The organism is Streptomyces sp. NPDC030862 (assembly GCF_055571835.1).
In genome coordinates this window covers 190,949-208,337 of sequence record NZ_JBVIEN010000005.1, presented here as the reverse complement: position 1 = coordinate 208,337, position 17,389 = coordinate 190,949, and the positions used below count along the sequence as shown (strand labels likewise).

Sequence of the window (17,389 nt, the reverse complement as noted above, 5' to 3'; positions counted from 1 at the left end):
CCCTGTGCCCGACCGTTCTCACATCCCCTCGAATGTGGACGACCACGGGCAGTGCGTCGAGTCCCCCGGCCGGATTCCGGCCGGGGGACTCACCGAGCTCACACGGAAGGGTGGTTCGGCCTGCAGGTCAGTAGACGCTGACCCCGTACGCGCTCAGCGCCTCGGTGACCGGCTGGAAGAAGGTCGTCCCACCGGAGGAGCAGTTGCCGCTGCCGCCGGAGGTGAGGCCGATGGCGCGGCTGCCGGAGTAGAGCGGGCCGCCGCTGTCGCCGGGCTCGGCGCACACGTTCGTCCGGATCATGCCGTAGACCACGTCGCCGCCGCCGTAGTTGACCGTGGCGTTCAGGCCGGTGACGGAGCCGCTGTGGGTGCCGGTGGTGGACCCGCGGCGCGTGACGGACATGCCGACGGTGGCGTTGGCGGCGCTGGTGATGTCCACGCTGCCGACGGTGCCGGACTTGGTGATGGAGCTGTTGGTGTAGCGGACGATCCCGTAGTCGTTGTTCGGGAAGCTGGACCCGGACGTGGACCCGAGCACCGTGGTGCGGCCGGAGTTGGCGTACCAGGTGCCCACGCCGTCGGTGCAGTGCCCGGCGGTGAGGAAGTAGTACGCGCCCGCGCTGTCGCGGACGTTGAATCCGAGGGAGCAGCGCGAGTTGCTGGAGTAGATGGCGTCGCCGCCGGAGATGAGCTTGGTGAACTTGCCCGGGGTGCGCTCGATGCGCAGGGCACCGGCGTTGGCGCCGGCTTCGCGCTTGATCTTCGCGATCTCGTCCTGGGAGACGGTCGAGTCGGCGGTGACGACCAGGGTGTTGGTCTTGCCGTCGACGTGCCAGGCGGTGCCCGGTACGTCGGCTTCCAGCACGGCGGAGCCTGCAGCGGACAGGTCGGACGCGCTGTAGGTCCGGGGAGAGTCCGCGTTCGCGGCGGGGACCGCGAGGGCGGCGGCGGAGACCAGACCGACGGAGACGGCGAGCAGACGGGTGCGTCTGGCTATGCCGTCGCGGGGGGTGGTGCGCTTGATCCTCACTTACGTTCCTCCGAGGGAATCGGGGGCCCGCCGTGGGGTGTCGGGCCCGTGAGGCGCAGCCAGGGTTTCTTACGCGTTCGGATTGCGAACACGTCGTGCCCCTGACAAGCGCTGCTCCGGGAGTATTCGCGGGATCAACTACCCCGCGCAAGGGTGTCTTTCGGCCGTACCCGATCAGTGCGGCAGGTTACGGGAAGGAGCGGATGACGTGCTCCGGCGAAGGCGCGCGGCGGCAGCGGCGCGCGGTCGCGGTCGACCGGAACGCTGCCGTCGGGCGCGGGCGGGCGCGGGAAGCGGTACGCGTCCCGGCCACTGGTGGCGTCGGCGAAGACGCCCGCGACGAGCCGCCTTCCTCGACCGCGACGCGCGGCGCGTGCGCGGCACCGCCGGGCTCGAAGGCGAGCTCCCCGGCCAGGGCCGGCCCACTCGCGGCCGTCGGCGTTCAGGGGGCGGACGCCCGCGTCACGCCAGGCACCCGGGCGGCCGGAATTCGACCTTCCGGGAGGTCGGCACCGCGACGGGGGCGACGCGCTGGTCGTGCCGGCGCCGCCCGTCGCGGCGCCCCCGCCGCCCCCGCTGCTCCCGCCGCCCTGCGGTGCGTCCCGGCTCATGCGCCCCCGGGTACGGGCGTCAGCAGCCGTCGCAGGGGCAGCAGCAGTCGCAGCTTCCGACGTTGCAGTCGCAGTCGCGGCAGCATCCCTCGCGCTTCTTGCGCGACCAGGGGCCCTCGTACTCCTTGGCGCAGCAGATCTGGCAGGTGCAGAAGAGCCAGGTGAAGGCCGCGCACCCGGCCAGGAAGCCGCGGGGCGGCTTGGGCCGGGAGGGCTCCCCGCCGCCGGGCCCGCCGCCGAAGCCGGGCGGCATGCCGCCGCCGGGGCCACCGGGGTACCCACCGCCGTACGGTCCCTGGCCACCGCCCTGGTGCGGACCGGCCTGGTAGGGCCCGCTCTGGTACGGGCCGGCCTGGTAGGGGCCTCCGGGCTGGCCGCCGTACGGGTTGGGCTGGCCGTACGGGTTGGGCGCGCCGTGCCCCTGGTGCGAGCAGGTCGCCGTCCCGAACGCCCGGTCCACCGACCGGCGCAGCTCGTGGGCGAGCAGCACGTGCAGCAGCTTGTCGTCCGCGAACTCCGCGTCCCGCAGGGCCAGCCGTATCCCGTGCAGCGCGTCGTCCGCGAGGCGCCGTGCCTCGGGGAGCGGCGTGCCGGTGGCGGTGAGGGGGTTCCAGGCGCCGGAGGCGGCGTCGGCCTCGCGGTCCTCGACGGCGTCGAGGAGGTGCGCGAGGCGTCCGAAGAGCCGGCCCGCCTCGGCCAGCGGCTCGGCGTTCGACGGCCTGCCCGCGAGGACGGCGGTGTGCGCGAAGGCCGCGGCGGTGGCGGTCTCCGTGGGCTCGGTGATCGCGAGCAGCGGCGTACCGGGGCCCGCCAGCGCCTCGATGCCGGTCTGCCGGTCCACCGCGTCGACCAGGACCGCCGTGTCGAAGCCGAGCTCGCGGCCGGCCCGCGCGCCGGCCCGGTCCCAGCCCCGGGCGACGCGCCGCGCGGCGGCGGCCATCGGGCGGCGGGCCAGCAGCCCGTCCCGGTCGGCGACATGGTCCCGCACCTTCGCCGAGGCCAGCACCAGCGAGACGGCGGCGGCCAGCCGCGCACCCTCGCCGCGCGCGACCGGGGCGGTGCGCATCGCGCGCAGCGGGCAGGGCCCTGCGGTGCGGCGTGCGGCCGGGTCGCGCTCGGCCTGAGCCTCCGTCAGGACGGAGATGATGAGGCCGTCGTAGTTGGTGGCGACCCGGGCGAACTGCCCGTGATCCGCCCTCAGGGCCAGGCAGAGGCCGCAGAGATGGGCCATCCACTCCGTCTTGAGCCCGTCGGTGAGCCTGTGCGTGCAGGGCCTGACGATTCCGAACACGTGCTTTTCCCGCTCCCCCGTGTGTTGTGCGACTGTGCGGCGGGCATCGTATCGGCCTGATCCGTTCACCCGTACGTCCGCTCGCTCACCCATCCGGCCCGAATGTCATATATGAGTTGCGGAAGCCCTCCTTCAGGGGCCGTATGCCCGCAGAATCTTGACGAATCGCCACATCCTCTGCACCAGTACCGTCACGAATCGCCTGCGCGGCGACTATCCACTTGGCGCGCGATCCGCATGATGGTCGACGATAGGGATAGCGGAACCACAAGTGACCGCGACGAAAGGAGGCGTCCATGGGATCGGTGCGCAAGGCGAGTGCATGGCTCGGTCTCGTCGAGGACAACGACGAGCGTTACTACGACGACGAGTACGCCGGGAGCGACCGCGACGGCGACGCCTGGGTGACCGACCCGCGGGTGCGGGTCGCCTCCGAGACCGCGCAGGAGGAGGGCCGCAGGATCGCCACGGTGTCCCCGGACGGCTTCCGGGACGCCCGGGCGATCGGCGAGCTCTTCCGCGACGGCGTGCCGGTCATCATGAACCTCACCACCATGGAGCCCGCCGACGCCAAGCGCGTGGTCGACTTCGCGGCCGGCCTGACCTTCGGGCTGCGCGGCTCGATCGAGCGCGTGGCGACCCGGGTCTTCCTGCTGACGCCCGCGAACACGGAGATCGTCAACGGCGAGGCCGGGTCGCGCACCGAGGACGGCTTCTTCAACCAGAGCTAGGGCAAGGCCCGCTTACCGGAAGGCGTCGAGTCCGGTGAGCGCCTTGCCCAGCACCAGCTGGTGCATCTCCACGGTGCCCTCGTAGGTGAGCACCGATTCCAGGTTGGTGGCGTGCCGCATGACGGGGTATTCGAGCGAGATCCCGTTGGCGCCCAGGATGGTGCGCGAGGTGCGGCAGATCTCGATCGCCTCCCGCACGTTGTTCAGCTTGCCGAAGCTGACCTGCTCGGGGCGGAGCTTCCCGGCGTCCAGCCGGCGCCCGAGGTGGTGGGCGAGCAGGACCCCCTTGTGGAGCTCCACGGCCATGTCGGCGAGCTTGGCCTGCGTGAGCTGGAAGCCGCCGATGGGCTTGCCGAACTGCTCGCGGGTCTTCGCGTACTCCAGCGCCGCCTCGAACGACGAGCGCGCGGCGCCCATGGCGCCCCACACGATGCCGTAACGGGCGTGGCTCAGACAGCTGAGCGGCCCCTTCAGCCCGGTGACGCCCGGCAGCACCGCGTCGGCCGGGAGCCGTACGTCGTCCATGACCAGCTCGCTGGTGACGCTCGCGCGCAGCGACCACTTGTGGGTGATCTCCGGCGCCGAGAAGCCGGGGGTGTCCGTCGGGACGGCGAAGCCGCGGATGCCGTCGTCGGTCTGCGCCCAGACGACCGCGACCCCGGCGACCGAGCCGTTGGTGATCCACATCTTGCGGCCGTTGAGGACCCAGTCGCCGCCGTCCTTCTTGGCGTACGTCCGCATCGCGGCCGGGTCGGAGCCGTGGTCGGGCTCGGTCAGGCCGAAGCAGCCGATCGTCTCGCCCGCCGCCATCGACGGCAGCCAGCGCTGCTTCTGATCCTCGGAGCCGAAGCGGTGGATGGCGTACATGGCGAGGGAGCCCTGGACCGAGACCAGGGAGCGGATGCCGGAGTCGGCGGCCTCCAGCTCCAGGCAGGCCAGTCCGTACTGGACGGCGCTCGCGCCCGCGCAGCCGTACCCCTCCAGCGACATGCCGAGCGCGCCGAGGGAGCCGAGTTCACGGGCCAGCTCACGGATGCCGGGCAGCTCGCCCTTCTCGTACCACTCCGCGATGTGCGGCAGCACCCGGTCGGCGGCCCAGCCGCGGACGGTGTCGCGGATGGCGAGGTCCTCGGGTTCGAGGAGGTCGTCGATGCCGAGGGGGTCGCTGGGGTCGAAGGGCGGGAGCTTCGCGGGTGCGGACACGACGGGACCTCCGGAGGGCCGGCCACTAAAACTAACGCCGTTAGGTACGGCTCGGCGCCGACGTTACGACGCGGTGAGCGGCGGCGTCCAGCCCCGGCCGTCCCGGCGCGGGCTCAGTGTGCCGTACGCCCGGACCTGGCCGGCTCCGCGGGCTCGCGCCGCGCGGGCACGTGCAGCAGCTCGCACTCCTGCGACGGCGCCGGGCGCGCGCCGGGCACGGTGTCCGGACGGCCCTCCGGCTCGGGCGCGGGCTCGGGCGCACCGCCGAGGCGGGCGTCGAGGTCCGCCTGCGACTCCATGACGCGCGGCAGGCGCAGCGCCATCGCGGCGCCCGCGAGCAGCAGTCCCGCGCTGACGACGAGCGTGACGTGCAGGCCGTGCACGAAGGAGTGCCGGGCGGCGGTGCGCAGGGCCTCGCCCCCCGCGCCGCCGAGCTGGGCGGCCACCTGGTACGCCTCGCCCAGCGAGTTGGCCGCCGCGGCGCCGGCGGCCTCGGGCACGCCCGGGACCCGCGCCAGGCCGGGCGCGTACGCGGCGTTCATGACGCTGCCGAGGAGCGCGATGCCCATGCCGGCGCCGAGCTGGTAGGAGGTCTCGCCGATGGCCGCCGCGCCGCCCGCGCTGTGCGCCGGCGCCTCGCTGAGCATCGACTCGTACGCGCCGAAGAGCGTGGTCTGCAGGCCGAAGCCGAGCAGCACGAAGCCGGCCGTGAGCAGCAGCGGGCGGTCCTGGTGCCCCATGAGCACCAGCAGCAGCACGGCGCCGGCCGTGAGGACGAAGCCCCAGCCGACCATCCGGCGCGGCCCGACGCGGCGCAGCGTGTACGAGCCGGTGGCCCCGGCGGCCATCGCGGCGAAGGTCAGCGGCAGCAGCCGCAGCCCGGTCTCGACCGGGCTGAGCTCCAGCACCAGCTGGAGGTACTGGACGGCGATCAGCTCCAGGCCGACCAGCGCGAGCATGGCCAGCACGATGCAGCCGACGGACGTGGTGAAGGCGGCGCGCGAGAACATCCGCATGTCGATCAGCGGGTGCGGCCGGCGCCGCTGCCGCCGTACGAACAGCACCAGCAGCGCGGCGCCCACGAGCAGCGGCCCGACCGTCCCCGGGCTCAGCGGCGAGTCGTCACCGGCGCCGAGCCGCTTGACGCCGAGGACCACGCCCATGATCCCGGCCGCGGCCATGAGCGCGCCGAGGACGTCCCAGGGGCCGTCGCCGCTGCCCTTGGACTCGGGCAGGAGCCAGCGGCCGGCGGGCAGGATCACCGCCATCAGCGGGATGTTGATCAGGAAGACCGAGCCCCACCAGAAGTGCTCCAGCAGGAAGCCGCCGAGCACCGGACCGGTCGCCGCGCCGACGGCGGCGACGGCGGTCCAGATGCCGATCGCGGTGGCGCGCTCGCGCCGGTCGGGGAAGACCGCGCGGAGGATCGACAGCGTCGCCGGCATGATCATGGCGCCGCCGATGCCCAGCAGGGCGCGCGCGGCGATCAGCACGTGCGGTGTCTCGGCGAACGCCGCGACCGCCGAGGCCACGCCGAACAGTCCGTAACCGGCCAGCAGGACCCTGCGCCGCCCGAGCCGGTCACCGAGCGTGCCGAAGAGGATCAGCAGCGAGGCGCACACCAGCGGATAGGCGTCCACCATCCACAGCAGCGCGGTGGAGCTGGGGCGCAGGTCCTCGGTGACGGCGGGCACGGCGACGTGCAGCACGGTCGCGTCGAGCGCGACGAGCAGCAGGCTGACGCAGAGGACGAACAGGACGACCCAGCGGTTGGCACCGCCGCCGGCGGCACGGAGTCGTGCCGAGGCCGTGGTCGTCCCGAGCATGTACGTACCTCCCACAGATGAATCCCTCGCGCTCGGTGGGCACTGGCCGGGGGGAGGGACGCCCCCGGACGGCCCGGCATCGACGGGCGAGTGAGCCGTCAGCGTACGCGAGTCGGGGCGGGTGGCGCGTGGTCCACCTCTCACCGGGGCGCGCGCGGGCGTGTGGCGTACGCCACTCGGGACGCGCGGCGCGCCGGGGTGAATTCCGGGCGACCGTACTCCGCACGCTTTTCCGCGCCCGCTGATCGCCGTTCCCGCGGGGGCCTCGGGCGTAAATACGACACACGACCTGCACGCTTTATGGATAAGCATGGAATAAGCAGGTGGCTGAGACACACTCCACATCACATCGTCATCACGAAGAGACCGGATCGGCCTGAACGGCCCCTCACTCGCTGTAACGTCGATTGGGTGCGTACCGACATCTTCGCCCGGCTGGACCGGGAGCCGGAACCGCCGAAGATTGAGATCCCGCGGATGAGCCGCACCCGTCTCGCCCTCTTCGGCGGGACGGCGGCGTTCTATCTCGCGATCGTGGTGGCCGTGCTCGTCTCGTCGTGGCTCGTGACCCTCGACTGGAAGGTCATGCTGTTCCGGCCGTATCAGCAGTGGCCGGAGGTGCACGCGACGCTCGACTACTTCGTGGTGCTCGGCCAGCGCGGCCCGACCGCGGTGATGGTGGCGGCCTGGCTGGGCTGGCGCTCCTGGCGCCAGCACACGCTGCGGCCGCTGCTGGTGCTGGGCGCCGCGCTGCTGCTGCTGAACGTCACGGTCGGCGCGGTCAAGATCGGTCTGGGCAGGCTCGGGCCCCATTACGCGACGCAGATCGGCTCGGCCGAGCTGTTCGCGGGCGGCGATATATTCCCTTCCGGACACACCGCCAACGCGGTCGTGACCTGGGGAATCCTCTCCTACCTGGCCACCACGCCGCGGGCCCGGCGCCATCTGTCGGCGCTGTCGGCCGTGGTCGCCCTCGGCGTCGGCCTGACCACCGTCTACCTCGGTACGCACTGGCTGAGCGATGTGCTGCTGGGCTGGGCCGCCGGTCTGCTGATCCTGCTGGCGCTGCCGTGGTGCGAGCCGCTGATCGCCCGCGCCGAGGCGCTGATCCTCGGGGCGCGCGACCGGCTGCGCGCGTCCCTGCGGGCCCGGCGGCGCCGGGTGCCGTCGGTGCCGGTGGCGGCGGGCGGGCCGCGGCCCGCGATGTTCCCGCAGCGCGCGGGCGCGGGCACGGTGGCCGCACCGGTCGACGAGGAGCCGGTCGCGGAGCCGGAGCCCGTGGGCGCGGGTGCGGGCGCGGAGCCGGTGGGTGCGGGGGCCGGCCCTGCGGCGGGAGCCTCGGCCGGCGGCCGGGCGGCGAGCGTGCGGGCCACGCTGGCCCAGCCGCGGCCGCACGCGGTGGTGCGCTCGGAGCGGACGCCGGTCACGCCGGCCGGCAGCCGCAGGCCACCGCACGCGCGGCCGCACGACGGGCGCCTGACGGGCGGCTGACCCGCGTGACGTGTACGGCGAAGGCCCCGGCTGCTGATGCGGCCGGGGCCTTCGCCGTATGCGCGGACGGGGCGTCAGCCCACCCAGCAGCGGGTGACCGTGTGGTCGTCCACCTCGAAGTTGATCCGGCCCGCGAGGAACTCCATGGTGATGATCGCGCCGGGCGGCAGCGAGCGCACCGTGGTCCAGCCACGGGAGCGGGCCACCTGCTCGGCGTCGCGCTCGTCGAGGCCCACGTAGGACTCGGGGGTGTCGTCGGGCTGTGCGGGAGGGGTCGGAATCGGTGCCATGCCCTTCACCGTAGGCGGCGCCGCACAGTGACGGAAGCGGGGCCGCCCGGCCCCACCAGACACATGTCCCCCACCGGTCACGCTTCTGTCACAGAACCACGACACATGTTTGGGGGGAATTCTTCACCCCCCAGGATGCCGTTCCTGCCGGATTGTTCCGGATGACGCACACCGTCTCGCCAGGCCGCGGAGCCGAATTCCAGAAGCCTCCGATTTCCCTTTCGGCATATCACCCGGAAATCGCCGCGGCATGGAAATAGGCGCCTTCGCGCGTCACGCCGTCACGCGCACGCACAGGGTGTTGTCGCTCGTGTAGCAGGGTGCCGCCCGGAAGCCCTCGCCCCGGTGCGCGGGGTAGACGAAGACGCTCTTGCGGTCCCAGACGTCGTCGAGGATCCGCGAGACGCGCACCGCCTCGGCGTCCGCGTCGGGGCGCAGCCACAGCTCCCACAGCAGCTGCCCCTCGACCGGGGGCTCCTCGGCGAGCGGCGCGTAGGGCAGGGTGAAGGCGAAGGCGCCCTTCTCGCCGGCGGCCGGCACCCGGTGCACCCGCTCCCCCAGCCGCGCCTCGGCGACCGCGCCGGGGCCGAGGTCGGCGCCGTACAGCGTGCCCTCGACCGTGCAGGCGGCCTCGCCGAAGGAGAGGTCGCCTGCCTCGGCGTGCGGGCCGCGCACCCAGCTCCGCACGGCGAGCCGCCCGTCGGCCGTCGGGTGCGGGATGCGGACCGCGACCGGGCCCCCCTCGTCGGGGACGCGGTCGACGAGCGCGCGCAGGTCCCGCATGCCGGGTTCCACCGGCCGCTCGCCCAGGTACACGTCCCAGCGGCCCTCGGGGAGCTCCATGGTGCTGGGCAGCACGGCCCGCAGATGGCCCGCGCTCGCCGGGGTGAGCGGCAGCCGGGCCTCGTCGGCCGGGCCGCCGGCGCGCCCGCGCCGGCGCAGGTGGAGGACCGGCTCGGCGGTGTCGACGACCGCGATGTCGAAGGTGATGCCGCCGGCGGCGTCCGCGACGCAGTCCGCGCGCGGCGGCTCGCCGGGCGCGGGGGCCGGGGTCGTGGTGTCGGTCATGCGGACTTTCCCTTCCGGAGCACGTCGGCGGCCTTGTAGCGCACGGTGAACGCGGCGTCGAGGACCGCGCCGCGGGTGCGGTGCAGCAGGTCGCGCACCCGGCTGCGGGAGCGGCCGTTGGTGCCCCGGGCGACCAGCTCGGCGAAGATCGCCTCGTGGCGCTCGGCGATGGCGGCCGGGTCGAAGCGCCGGGAGGCCGCCAGCGCGGCCTCACCGGTGCGGCGACGCAGCTCGTCGTCCTGGATCAGGGCGAGCAGCGCGCCGGCGATGGCGTCCACGTCCCCGACGGGCACGAGCCGTCCGTCGACGCCGTCCTCGATGATCTCGCCGGGGCCGTGCGGGCAGTCGGTGGAGACCACCGGCAGGCCGCAGCGCATGGCCTCGACGATGGTCATGCCGAAGGCTTCGAGGCGGGAGGTGACGGCCGCGATGGAGCCCTTGACCCACTCGGGCTCCAGCGGGTTCGCCGGGCCCATCAGGTAGACGTGGTTGTGCAGGCCGCGCTCCTCGATGAGGGCGCGCAGCGCGTTCTTCTCGTTGCCGGTCGCGTCGCCGGAGCCGTAGATCCGCAGCCGCCAGTCGGGGCGGGCGGCGGCCACCTTGGCGAACGCCTCGATCAGCACGTCGTACCGCTTGACCCGGGTGAGGCGGCCGGCGGCGACGACCCACTTGGCGGTGGTGTCGGAGGGTTCGACGGACGGCGCCGGGACGCTGTTGGGGACGGCGTCGATGCGTACGCCGGGCAGCTTCAGCTTGGCGCGGTAGGAGCGGGCGTCGGCCTCGGTGACGGTGGTGACGGCGTCGAGCAGGGCGTAGCGGTGGCCGATCTCGCGGCGCAGCCGGTAGCCGTGGCTGTCGAGGGTGAGGTGCTCCTGGCCGACGCGGACGGGGCCGCGGCGGGCCTGGCGGGCGATGTGCACGTTGAGGCCGGGGCGGGTACCGACGACGACGTCGGCCTCCAGGCTCCTCAGATGGGCGCCGATGCGGGCGTCGGTGAGGCGGCTGTACTGCTTCCAGCGGCCGTCGCCGCGCGGGAAGACCGTGGCGGGCCGCCGGTAGTCGGGGTGGTCGCCGTCGTACGTGGGGCTCTTCTTGCGCAGGTCGACCAGGTGCTTCATGGTCACGCCGGCGGGGGCGTCCAGCGTCGGCTCCTCGCGGTGGCGGAAGACGGACACGATCTCGACGTCGTGCCGCTCGGCCAGGGCCGCGGCGAGGTTGAACGTCGTGCGGATCGTGCCGCCGATCCCGTACGCGTTGTGGAGCAGGAATGAGATGTGCATCGCGTCGCCGCGTCCCCCAGGTCCAGCAGTTTCGGATGGTCGTCAGGCATGGACTGTACTTGGGATTGAGGACGCGGTTTCCGGCACGCGGGTTCAGGACGCGGGTCGGCTGCCCCGGTTTGCGGGCCCGGGCCGGGGCGCGGGTTCAGGGTCAGGGCGTGGGTTCAGGGCCGGTAGCCGAGCTGGGGGACGGTGGCGCAGTTGCGCTCCATGTCACCGCCCTGGGTGACCCAGCCGCGGCCGTCCTGCCAGCGGGCGACGGACAGGCAGGTGCGGCTGGTCTTCGGCGGCTCGGGGAGCCGCCGGAAGACGGCGGGCAGGAGCAGCCCGCGGGCGGTGTACCCCTCGGGCCGGTTGAGGAACCGCTCGACGCACGCCCGCGTGAGGTCCGCCCCGGCGCACGAGCGGGCCGCGTCCGTGAACCACATGGCGGCGGCCCACCCCTCCAGCGCCCACTGGGAGAGCGGCCGGTCCCCCATGGCGTCGCGGAACTCCCGTACCGCCGGGTGGGACGTCTCGTCGTGGTTGCGGCTGGCGCCCGTCGCCCACAGGGCGTTGCGGCAGCGCGGGGCGTCCTTGAAGTCGCGCGGCACGCCCTCGTTCCAGTTCTGGACGTTGGTGACCTTGGCGGTGACGCGTACGCCGACGGCGTCCATCGCCTCGCACAGCTGCGCGTTGCCGTGCGTGTCCAGGGCGTCGAAGACGACGTCGACGCCCTGTTCGCGCAGGTCGGCGGCGACGGCCCGGTAGTTGGGCAGTGCGAAGTCGACCTGCGCGCCGACGACCCGGTACCCCTCGGTCCGCAGGCCCCGCTCCACGTAGGCCGCGTACCGGGCGGAGTCCGCCTGGTTGTACGCGACGACGGCCGCGGTCCGGGCGCCGAGCTCGCGCTTGAACCAGCGGTAGACCTCGGTGCCGCCGTACAGGACGCCGCCCCAGCCGGGTTCGCCGGTGCGCGGCGCGGAGCTGCCGTAGATGCCGTACAGGTGCGGATACGTGTCGTACGCCGGGCCGATGGGCTGGCCGCCGATGTCGGGGACGCCGGCGGCGGCGACGCGCGGGGCGCCGGCGTAGTCGAAGGCGGTGGTGGCGACGAGGGCGAAGACCTTCGCCTCGTCGACGAGTTCGTGGACGCACTCGTTGTTGCCGACGCCGCTGCCGCCGTCGTCACAGGTGAGCACCTCGACGCGGCGGCCGTCGAGGCCGCCGCGCGCGTTGAGGGCGGCGAAGTACGCCTGGGCGCCGTCGCGGGGCCCGGTGAACGCGGCGCCGCCGACGGGGCTGGTGGCGCTGGTGATGATGCCGATGCGGATCGGGGGGCCGCCGGCCGTCGGCGCGGGGCGCCGGGCGGTGAAGTCGCTCTCCGGCAGGCGGCTGCCGCAGGCGGCGCTCAGCAGCAGGGCGAACAGCAGGAGCACCGCCGGCAGCAGGGATTCAGCAGCCCGGCACGGCTGTCGCATCGGGGCTGAGCTTGACCAGCGCGCACAGCGTCTTCACGGACACCTTCCAGGTGTCCTGCTGGTGCACGGCGGTGCCCTTGGAGTTGGACAGCGCCGGGGTGCCGCCGACCATCAGGTCGTAGGTGACGTCGGCCTGGGTCGCCGAGGTGAAGGCGACGTCGTCGACGCTGGCGGACGTCTGCGCGGCCTGCGGGTTGGCCGCGAAGGCCTGGAGGACGGGCCGCATCCGGTCGCCGTTCTCCAGCAGCTTGACCTTCTCGTCGAGCGGCGTCTTCGGGTTGAAGAAGGCCGCCCAGTTCTTCTCGATCTGCTGCCGGGCCGCGGTCGGGTCCGCGGGCTGGTCGCCGGTCGGCGAGGCCGCCGTCGCGGTGGGGGTCGGGGACCTCCCCGCTTCGCCGTTGCCGTTGCCGTCGCCGCAGGCCGCGGTGGTCGGTACCAGGATCAGGACCGCGGCGGCCGCCAGGGCCGCCGTGCGGGGGTGCTTGCGAAGACTCGTACGCGTGGTGTGGACCATATGGCTCACCGCCGGTTTCCGGGGTCTGTGCCTTTTTTGTCCTTCTTGGGCATAGTGCAAGGAATCGCCCTCTCTCGCCAGCGGAGGCCCGTGATGCCGACATCGCGACTGCTGTGGTGGGGCGGGGCCGTGGCCGTCGCCGTGGGCGCGGTGCTGTGCGTGGTGGGCTGGTACGGGGTGTCGGGCGAGCGGTTCGCGGAACGGCAGATCCCCTACCTGGCGTCGTGCACCGTGCCGGGGGCGGCGCTGATCGTGGCGGGCGCGGTGCTGCTGGGCACGGTGCCGCCGAGCGGGCCCGGGGCGCGGTACGGCACACCGGAAGCGGGCCCCGGCCCGGAGGAGCCCTCGGTCACGGACGACCGGCCCTCGTCGGACGCTCCGCCGCTGCGGGTCCCGGGCGGGACGCTGGCCCACCGCCCGGACTGCCCCCTGGTCGCCGGCCGGGCGGACGCGGTCCCCGTCGGGGACGCCCGGCTGGACCCCTGTCCGGTGTGCGATCCCGAGAGCTGACCCGTGTCCTCGCTGACGTACGAACTCTTCCTCGCCGGTCTCGCGGTCGGCGGCGCGGCGGCCCTGACCGGCATCGGCCTGCTCGTCACGTACCGGGCGACGGGCGTGCTGAACCTCGCGCACGGCGCGGTCGCCATGGTCTGCGCGTACGTGCTGCGGCAGCTGGTGGTCGAGTGGGGCTGGCCGCTGCCGCTCGCCGCGTGCGTGACGCTGCTGCTGGTCGGGCCCGGTATCGGGCTGGTGCTGGACCGGGTGGTGTTCCGCCCGGCGGCGGTGCTCGGCTCGGACCCGGCGACGACGCTGGTGGCCTCGATCGGCGTGTTCGTGCTGCTCGTCGGCGCGGCGGCGCTGCTGTGGGGCGGCGGGGCGCGGGACGACGCGCCGGTGCTGCTCGGCGACCACCCGTGGCTGCACCTCGGGGCGGCCGTCCTGCTGGCGGTCGCGGTGGGGGCGGCCACCCGCTGGACGCGGCTGGGGCGGGAGCTGCGGGCGGTGGTCGACAACCGGGAGCTGGCGGCGCTGGGCGGCATCGACGCGGACCGGATGTCGGCGGTGGGCTGGGCGTTCGGGTCGTTCACGGCGGGTCTGACGGGGGTGCTGCTCGCGCCGTACGTACGGCTCGACCCGTACGGGCTGCCGCTGCTGGTCGTCGAGGTGATCGCGGTGGCGGTGGTGGCCCGGATGCGGAGCCTGCCGGTGGCGGTGGTGACGGCGCTGGCCATCGGTGTGGGGCAGGCGCAGCTGACCCGCTTCCACCCCGCGGGCTGGTCCGGTCCGCTGGTCCAGGCCGTCGCCGCGAACCTCTTCGTCGTCGCCCTGCTGGTCGCCGCGCTGGTCCTGCCGGGCGTGGGGGCGCGCGACGCCCTGCCGCGCGCCTCGACGGCGGGGGCCCGGGTGCCACCGGGGGTGTGGGGGGTGGCGGGCGTGCTGTTCCTGCTGCCGCTCGGCTTCGCGGGCACGGACCTGCACACGGCGATCCAGGTTCCGGCGCTCGCCGTGATCCTGCTGTCCCTGGTGGTCGTCACCGGCCGGGGCGGCCAGATCTCGCTGGGCCAGGCGGCGTACGCGGGCCTGGGCGCGCTGTTCACGGCGCTGCTGGCGGCGGGCCGCTTCCCCGGCCTGCCCCGGCTGCCGGAGCTCACCGCCCTGGTGGTGGCCGTCGTACTGGTCGCCCCGCTGGGCCTGCTGACGGGGTGGCCGGCGATCCGCCGCCGCGGGCTCGCCCTGGCGCTGGCGACGCTGGCGGTCGGCGTCGCGGTGAGCCGCTTCGTCTTCGCGCAGCCGTACGCGACGGCGGGCCTGGCCCCGGCGCGCCCGGCGGGCTTCGCGTCGGACCGCGCCTACTACGCCCTGGAGCTGGTGCTCCTGGCGTCCGCCCTGCTCCTGGTGGCCGCCATGCGCCGGGGCCGTACGGGCAGGGCGCTGGCGGCGCTGCGCGACCACGAGGCGGGCGCGTCGGCCGCGGGCGTCCCGGTCCCCGCCCTGAAGGTGCTCGCCTTCATGGCGGGCGCGGCCCTCGCGGCCCTGGGCGGCGGGCTGCTGGCCATGGGCCTGCGGGCCTTCGACCCGGCGGCGTACGACCCGGTACGGGGCCTGCTCTGGTTCGCGGCGGTCCTGGTCCTGGGCGCGGACAGCCTCCTCTCCCCGCTGGCCGCCGCGGCCCTCCTGGTGGGCCTCGACGCGGGTGCCCGGGGCGGCGCGGCGGCGGCCCTGATCGGCCTCCTGGCCGCCCTGACGTCCCGCGTCCCGCCGCTGATGTCGCTGCTGCCGTCCGCCCCTCGCCGCCAGGCACCACCCGAGGGCGTCCCCCGGGCCCCGGCAGGGGCCCACGCGGGCCACCGCCCCGCCGACTCCCCTCGCGCGCTCACCGACGGCCGCCACCCATCCGCGGCCGGGCCCCAGGGCGGCCCCCGGGCCCCGGCACGGGCCCACGCGGGCCACCGCCCCGCCGACACCCCTCGCGCACCCACCGACGGCGGCCACGCGCCCCCGACCGGGCCCCGCAGCGGCCCCGCAGTCGCCGACGGCGGGCAACCCCCGGCAGGGGACCCGCACCCGAAGCGCCGGCCCGCATGGGCGGTGCGGGTGGCGACCCGTGGCCCGGCCGGGGGCCGGGCGCGCCTCCACCGGTCCGTACGGGGCCACGGCGAGCAGCGCCCCGTGCCCGAGAGCGCCCGCGGCCTCGCGGCCCACCACCTCACCCTCCACTACGCCGGAGGCGTCAGCGCCCTCGACCACGTCACCCTCCGCCTCCCGCCCGGCCGCCTCACCGTCCTCGTCGGGCCCAACGGCGCGGGCAAGAGCACCCTCTTCCACTGCCTCGCCGGCACCGCGCGCGCCGGTTCCGGCCGCGTCACCCTCGACGGCGTCGACATCACCGCGCGCCCCGCCCACGCCCGTACCCGCCTGGGCATCGCCCGGACGTTCCAGGAGCTCGCGGTCTTCGCGTCGCTCACCGTCGAGGAGAACGTCCGCGTCGGCGCGGAACACGGCCGCGTCCGCGACCCGCGCCACGTCGAGCAGATCCTGCGCCTGCTGGGCCTCACCGCCCTACGGCACGTGCCCGCCGCCGGGCTGGCGACCGGCACCCTGCGCCGCGTCGAGGTGGCCCGCGCCCTCGCGGGGCGGCCGCACACGCTGCTGCTGGACGAACCCGCCGCGGGGCTCGACGCCGCCGAGACCGCCGCACTCGCCCGCGTACTCAAGGCGCTGGCCGCCGACGGCATGGCGGTCCTCGTCGTCGAACACGACCTCGACCTGGTCGCGGACATCGCGGACGCGGTCCACGTCATGGAGGCGGGGCGGATCGTGTCATGAGCATCGAGATGCGACTCCGCGCCGCCCGCGTGCGCTACGGCCCCCTGGAGGCCCTGCACGGCATCGACCTGCCCGTCCCCGCCGCCGCCCTCACCGTGCTCCTCGGCCGCAACGGCTCCGGCCGTACGACGGTGCTGCGGGCCCTCGCCGGCGCGGTGCCGCTCTCCGCCGGGCGCGTCCTGTGGCGCGGCGCCGACGTCAGCCGCCTGCGCGCCCACGACCGTGCGCGCCGTGGCCTGTGCTTCGTACCGGACCGGGGCGCCGTGTACCCGGGCCTCACCGTCGCCGAGAATCTCGGGCTCGCCGCCCCTCACAGCCCGGCCACGCCGGCCCTCGACGCGTACCCGGAGCTGCGCCCGCTGCTCGACCGCCGCGCCGGTACGCTCTCGGGCGGCGAGCAGCGGATGCTCGCGCTCTCCCGCGTGGTGCTGTCGGGCGCCCGTGTCGTCCTCGTCGACGAGCCGGCCCTCGGCCTGTCCCCGCCGGTCGCGGCGCGCACGTACACGCTGCTGGCGGAGCTGGCGGGCACCGTCGCCGTCGTCGTGGCCGAGCAGCGCCTTCCGCCCGGCCTGCCGCCGGGCACGCTCGTGCACGAACTGCGCCGCGGCGCGCTCGCCTTCAGCGGTCAGGCGGCGGAGCTCACTCCGGAAGGGACAGCATCATCCCCGGGCGGATCCGGTTCGGATCGGCCCCGATGACGGTCTGGTTCGCCTTGTGGAGGGCCTTCCAGCCGCCCTTCACCTTGAACCGCCGCGCGACGGCGGACAGCGTGTCCCCGGGCTGGACCACGTGCGCGCGTCCGGACAGTCCGTACCGCTTCGAACACGTCGGCCAGGCGCCCCAGCCCTGCTCGCGGAGGACCTCCTCCGCGACCGTGATCTGCTGCTGACGGCTCGCCAGGTCGGCGCGCTGGGCGTACTTCAGCCCGCCGTACGCCTCCCACGTGGACTGCTTGAACTGCAGCCCGCCGTAGTAGCCGTTGCCGGTGTTGAGGTGCCAGCGGCCGCCGCTCTCGCACGCGGCGACGCACCCCCAGGGCCACTGGTCGGCGGCGCAGTCGGCGAGCGGGGACGCGGGCCCCGGCCCGGGCCTGGGCGGCGGCGGATGGTGGCCGGCGGCCACCGCGGCACCTGCACCCGCCCCGGCACCCTGCATGAGCAGCACCGCCGCCGGCACCACGACCGACGGCCAGAAACGGTTCTTCAGCACCGGCCCACGCTAGGCACCGCCCCACCCCGCACCCGCGCCGCCGCGCGCGTGACCCCGG

Annotated in this window: 15 protein-coding genes; 5 read left to right on the top strand and 10 right to left on the bottom strand. The window is 74.7% G+C overall.

What is annotated here, in order from left to right:
- Positions 1 to 127: 127 nt before the first annotated feature.
- Together ACZ42X_RS15420 and ACZ42X_RS15415 are read right to left on the bottom strand one after the other, a co-directional pair.
- On the bottom strand, positions 128 to 1,030 hold the full coding sequence (locus tag ACZ42X_RS15420) for a S1 family peptidase (protein WP_361421835.1): 903 nt from the start codon (positions 1,028 to 1,030) through the stop codon (positions 128 to 130).
- Positions 1,031 to 1,660: 630 nt separating this feature from the next.
- Positions 1,661 to 2,932 (bottom strand): DUF5685 family protein, encoded by a 1,272-nt coding sequence (locus ACZ42X_RS15415; protein ID WP_468289261.1) that lies wholly within the window; start codon positions 2,930 to 2,932, stop codon positions 1,661 to 1,663.
- Positions 2,933 to 3,228: 296 nt separating this feature from the next.
- Between ACZ42X_RS15415 and ACZ42X_RS15410 the strand changes: the two genes are divergently transcribed.
- Positions 3,229 to 3,663: a cell division protein SepF gene (locus ACZ42X_RS15410; protein ID WP_355357055.1), complete on the top strand. Its 435-nt coding sequence runs from the start codon at positions 3,229 to 3,231 to the stop codon at positions 3,661 to 3,663.
- Positions 3,664 to 3,675: 12 nt separating this feature from the next.
- Here the strand turns inward: ACZ42X_RS15410 and ACZ42X_RS15405 are convergent, their stop codons facing one another.
- Both ACZ42X_RS15405 and ACZ42X_RS15400 read right to left on the bottom strand, forming a co-directional pair.
- A complete protein-coding gene (locus ACZ42X_RS15405) occupies positions 3,676 to 4,866 on the bottom strand; it encodes an acyl-CoA dehydrogenase family protein (protein WP_468289258.1) in 1,191 nt (396 codons plus the stop codon).
- A 113-nt stretch (positions 4,867 to 4,979) separates the two neighbouring features.
- Positions 4,980 to 6,692, bottom strand: a complete 1,713-nt coding sequence (locus tag ACZ42X_RS15400; RefSeq protein ID WP_468289255.1) for an MFS transporter — start codon at positions 6,690 to 6,692, stop codon at positions 4,980 to 4,982.
- A 411-nt stretch (positions 6,693 to 7,103) separates the two neighbouring features.
- On the opposite strand from ACZ42X_RS15400, the gene ACZ42X_RS15395 reads away from it, so the two are divergent.
- A complete protein-coding gene (locus ACZ42X_RS15395) occupies positions 7,104 to 8,183 on the top strand; it encodes a phosphatase PAP2 family protein (protein ID WP_468289252.1) in 1,080 nt (359 codons plus the stop codon).
- A gap of 74 nt (positions 8,184 to 8,257) precedes the next feature.
- On the opposite strand, the gene ACZ42X_RS15390 is transcribed toward ACZ42X_RS15395, so the two are convergent.
- The 5 genes from ACZ42X_RS15390 to ACZ42X_RS15370 form a co-directional block, all read right to left on the bottom strand.
- On the bottom strand, positions 8,258 to 8,473 hold the full coding sequence (locus ACZ42X_RS15390) for an I78 family peptidase inhibitor (RefSeq protein ID WP_361421817.1): 216 nt from the start codon (positions 8,471 to 8,473) through the stop codon (positions 8,258 to 8,260).
- A 273-nt stretch (positions 8,474 to 8,746) separates the two neighbouring features.
- Complete coding sequence (locus tag ACZ42X_RS15385) at positions 8,747 to 9,541, bottom strand: hypothetical protein (RefSeq protein ID WP_468289249.1); 795 nt, start codon at positions 9,539 to 9,541, stop codon at positions 8,747 to 8,749.
- Positions 9,538 to 10,821: a glycosyltransferase family 4 protein gene (locus ACZ42X_RS15380; protein WP_468289246.1), complete on the bottom strand. Its 1,284-nt coding sequence runs from the start codon at positions 10,819 to 10,821 to the stop codon at positions 9,538 to 9,540. The genes ACZ42X_RS15385 and ACZ42X_RS15380 overlap by 4 nt, the downstream gene beginning before the upstream one ends.
- Positions 10,822 to 10,985: 164 nt before the next feature.
- Complete coding sequence (locus ACZ42X_RS15375) at positions 10,986 to 12,281, bottom strand: ABC transporter substrate-binding protein (RefSeq protein WP_468289243.1); 1,296 nt, start codon at positions 12,279 to 12,281, stop codon at positions 10,986 to 10,988.
- Positions 12,256 to 12,795 (bottom strand): MTB12 C-terminal domain-containing protein, encoded by a 540-nt coding sequence (locus tag ACZ42X_RS15370; protein WP_468289240.1) that lies wholly within the window; start codon positions 12,793 to 12,795, stop codon positions 12,256 to 12,258. The genes ACZ42X_RS15375 and ACZ42X_RS15370 overlap by 26 nt, the downstream gene beginning before the upstream one ends.
- Before the next feature lie 93 nt (positions 12,796 to 12,888).
- On the opposite strand from ACZ42X_RS15370, the gene ACZ42X_RS15365 reads away from it, so the two are divergent.
- Genes ACZ42X_RS15365 through ACZ42X_RS15355 form a run of 3 tightly spaced genes read left to right on the top strand, consistent with a single transcriptional unit; the run spans position 12,889 to position 16,820 of the window.
- Positions 12,889 to 13,305, top strand: coding sequence for a hypothetical protein (locus ACZ42X_RS15365; protein WP_468289237.1), 417 nt, complete (start codon positions 12,889 to 12,891; stop codon positions 13,303 to 13,305).
- A 3-nt stretch (positions 13,306 to 13,308) separates the two neighbouring features.
- Complete coding sequence (locus ACZ42X_RS15360; RefSeq protein WP_468289234.1) at positions 13,309 to 16,122, top strand: ABC transporter permease subunit; 2,814 nt, start codon at positions 13,309 to 13,311, stop codon at positions 16,120 to 16,122.
- Positions 16,119 to 16,820: an ATP-binding cassette domain-containing protein gene (locus ACZ42X_RS15355; RefSeq protein WP_468289230.1), complete on the top strand. Its 702-nt coding sequence runs from the start codon at positions 16,119 to 16,121 to the stop codon at positions 16,818 to 16,820. Before ACZ42X_RS15360 ends, ACZ42X_RS15355 begins: the two co-directional genes overlap by 4 nt.
- Here the strand turns inward: ACZ42X_RS15355 and ACZ42X_RS15350 are convergent.
- Positions 16,762 to 17,331 carry a transglycosylase family protein gene (locus ACZ42X_RS15350; protein ID WP_361421793.1) on the bottom strand — a complete coding sequence of 190 codons (570 nt, stop codon included), beginning with the start codon at positions 17,329 to 17,331 and terminating at the stop codon, positions 16,762 to 16,764. The two genes, ACZ42X_RS15355 and ACZ42X_RS15350, sit on opposite strands and share 59 nt — an antisense overlap.
- Positions 17,332 to 17,389 lie beyond the last annotated feature (58 nt).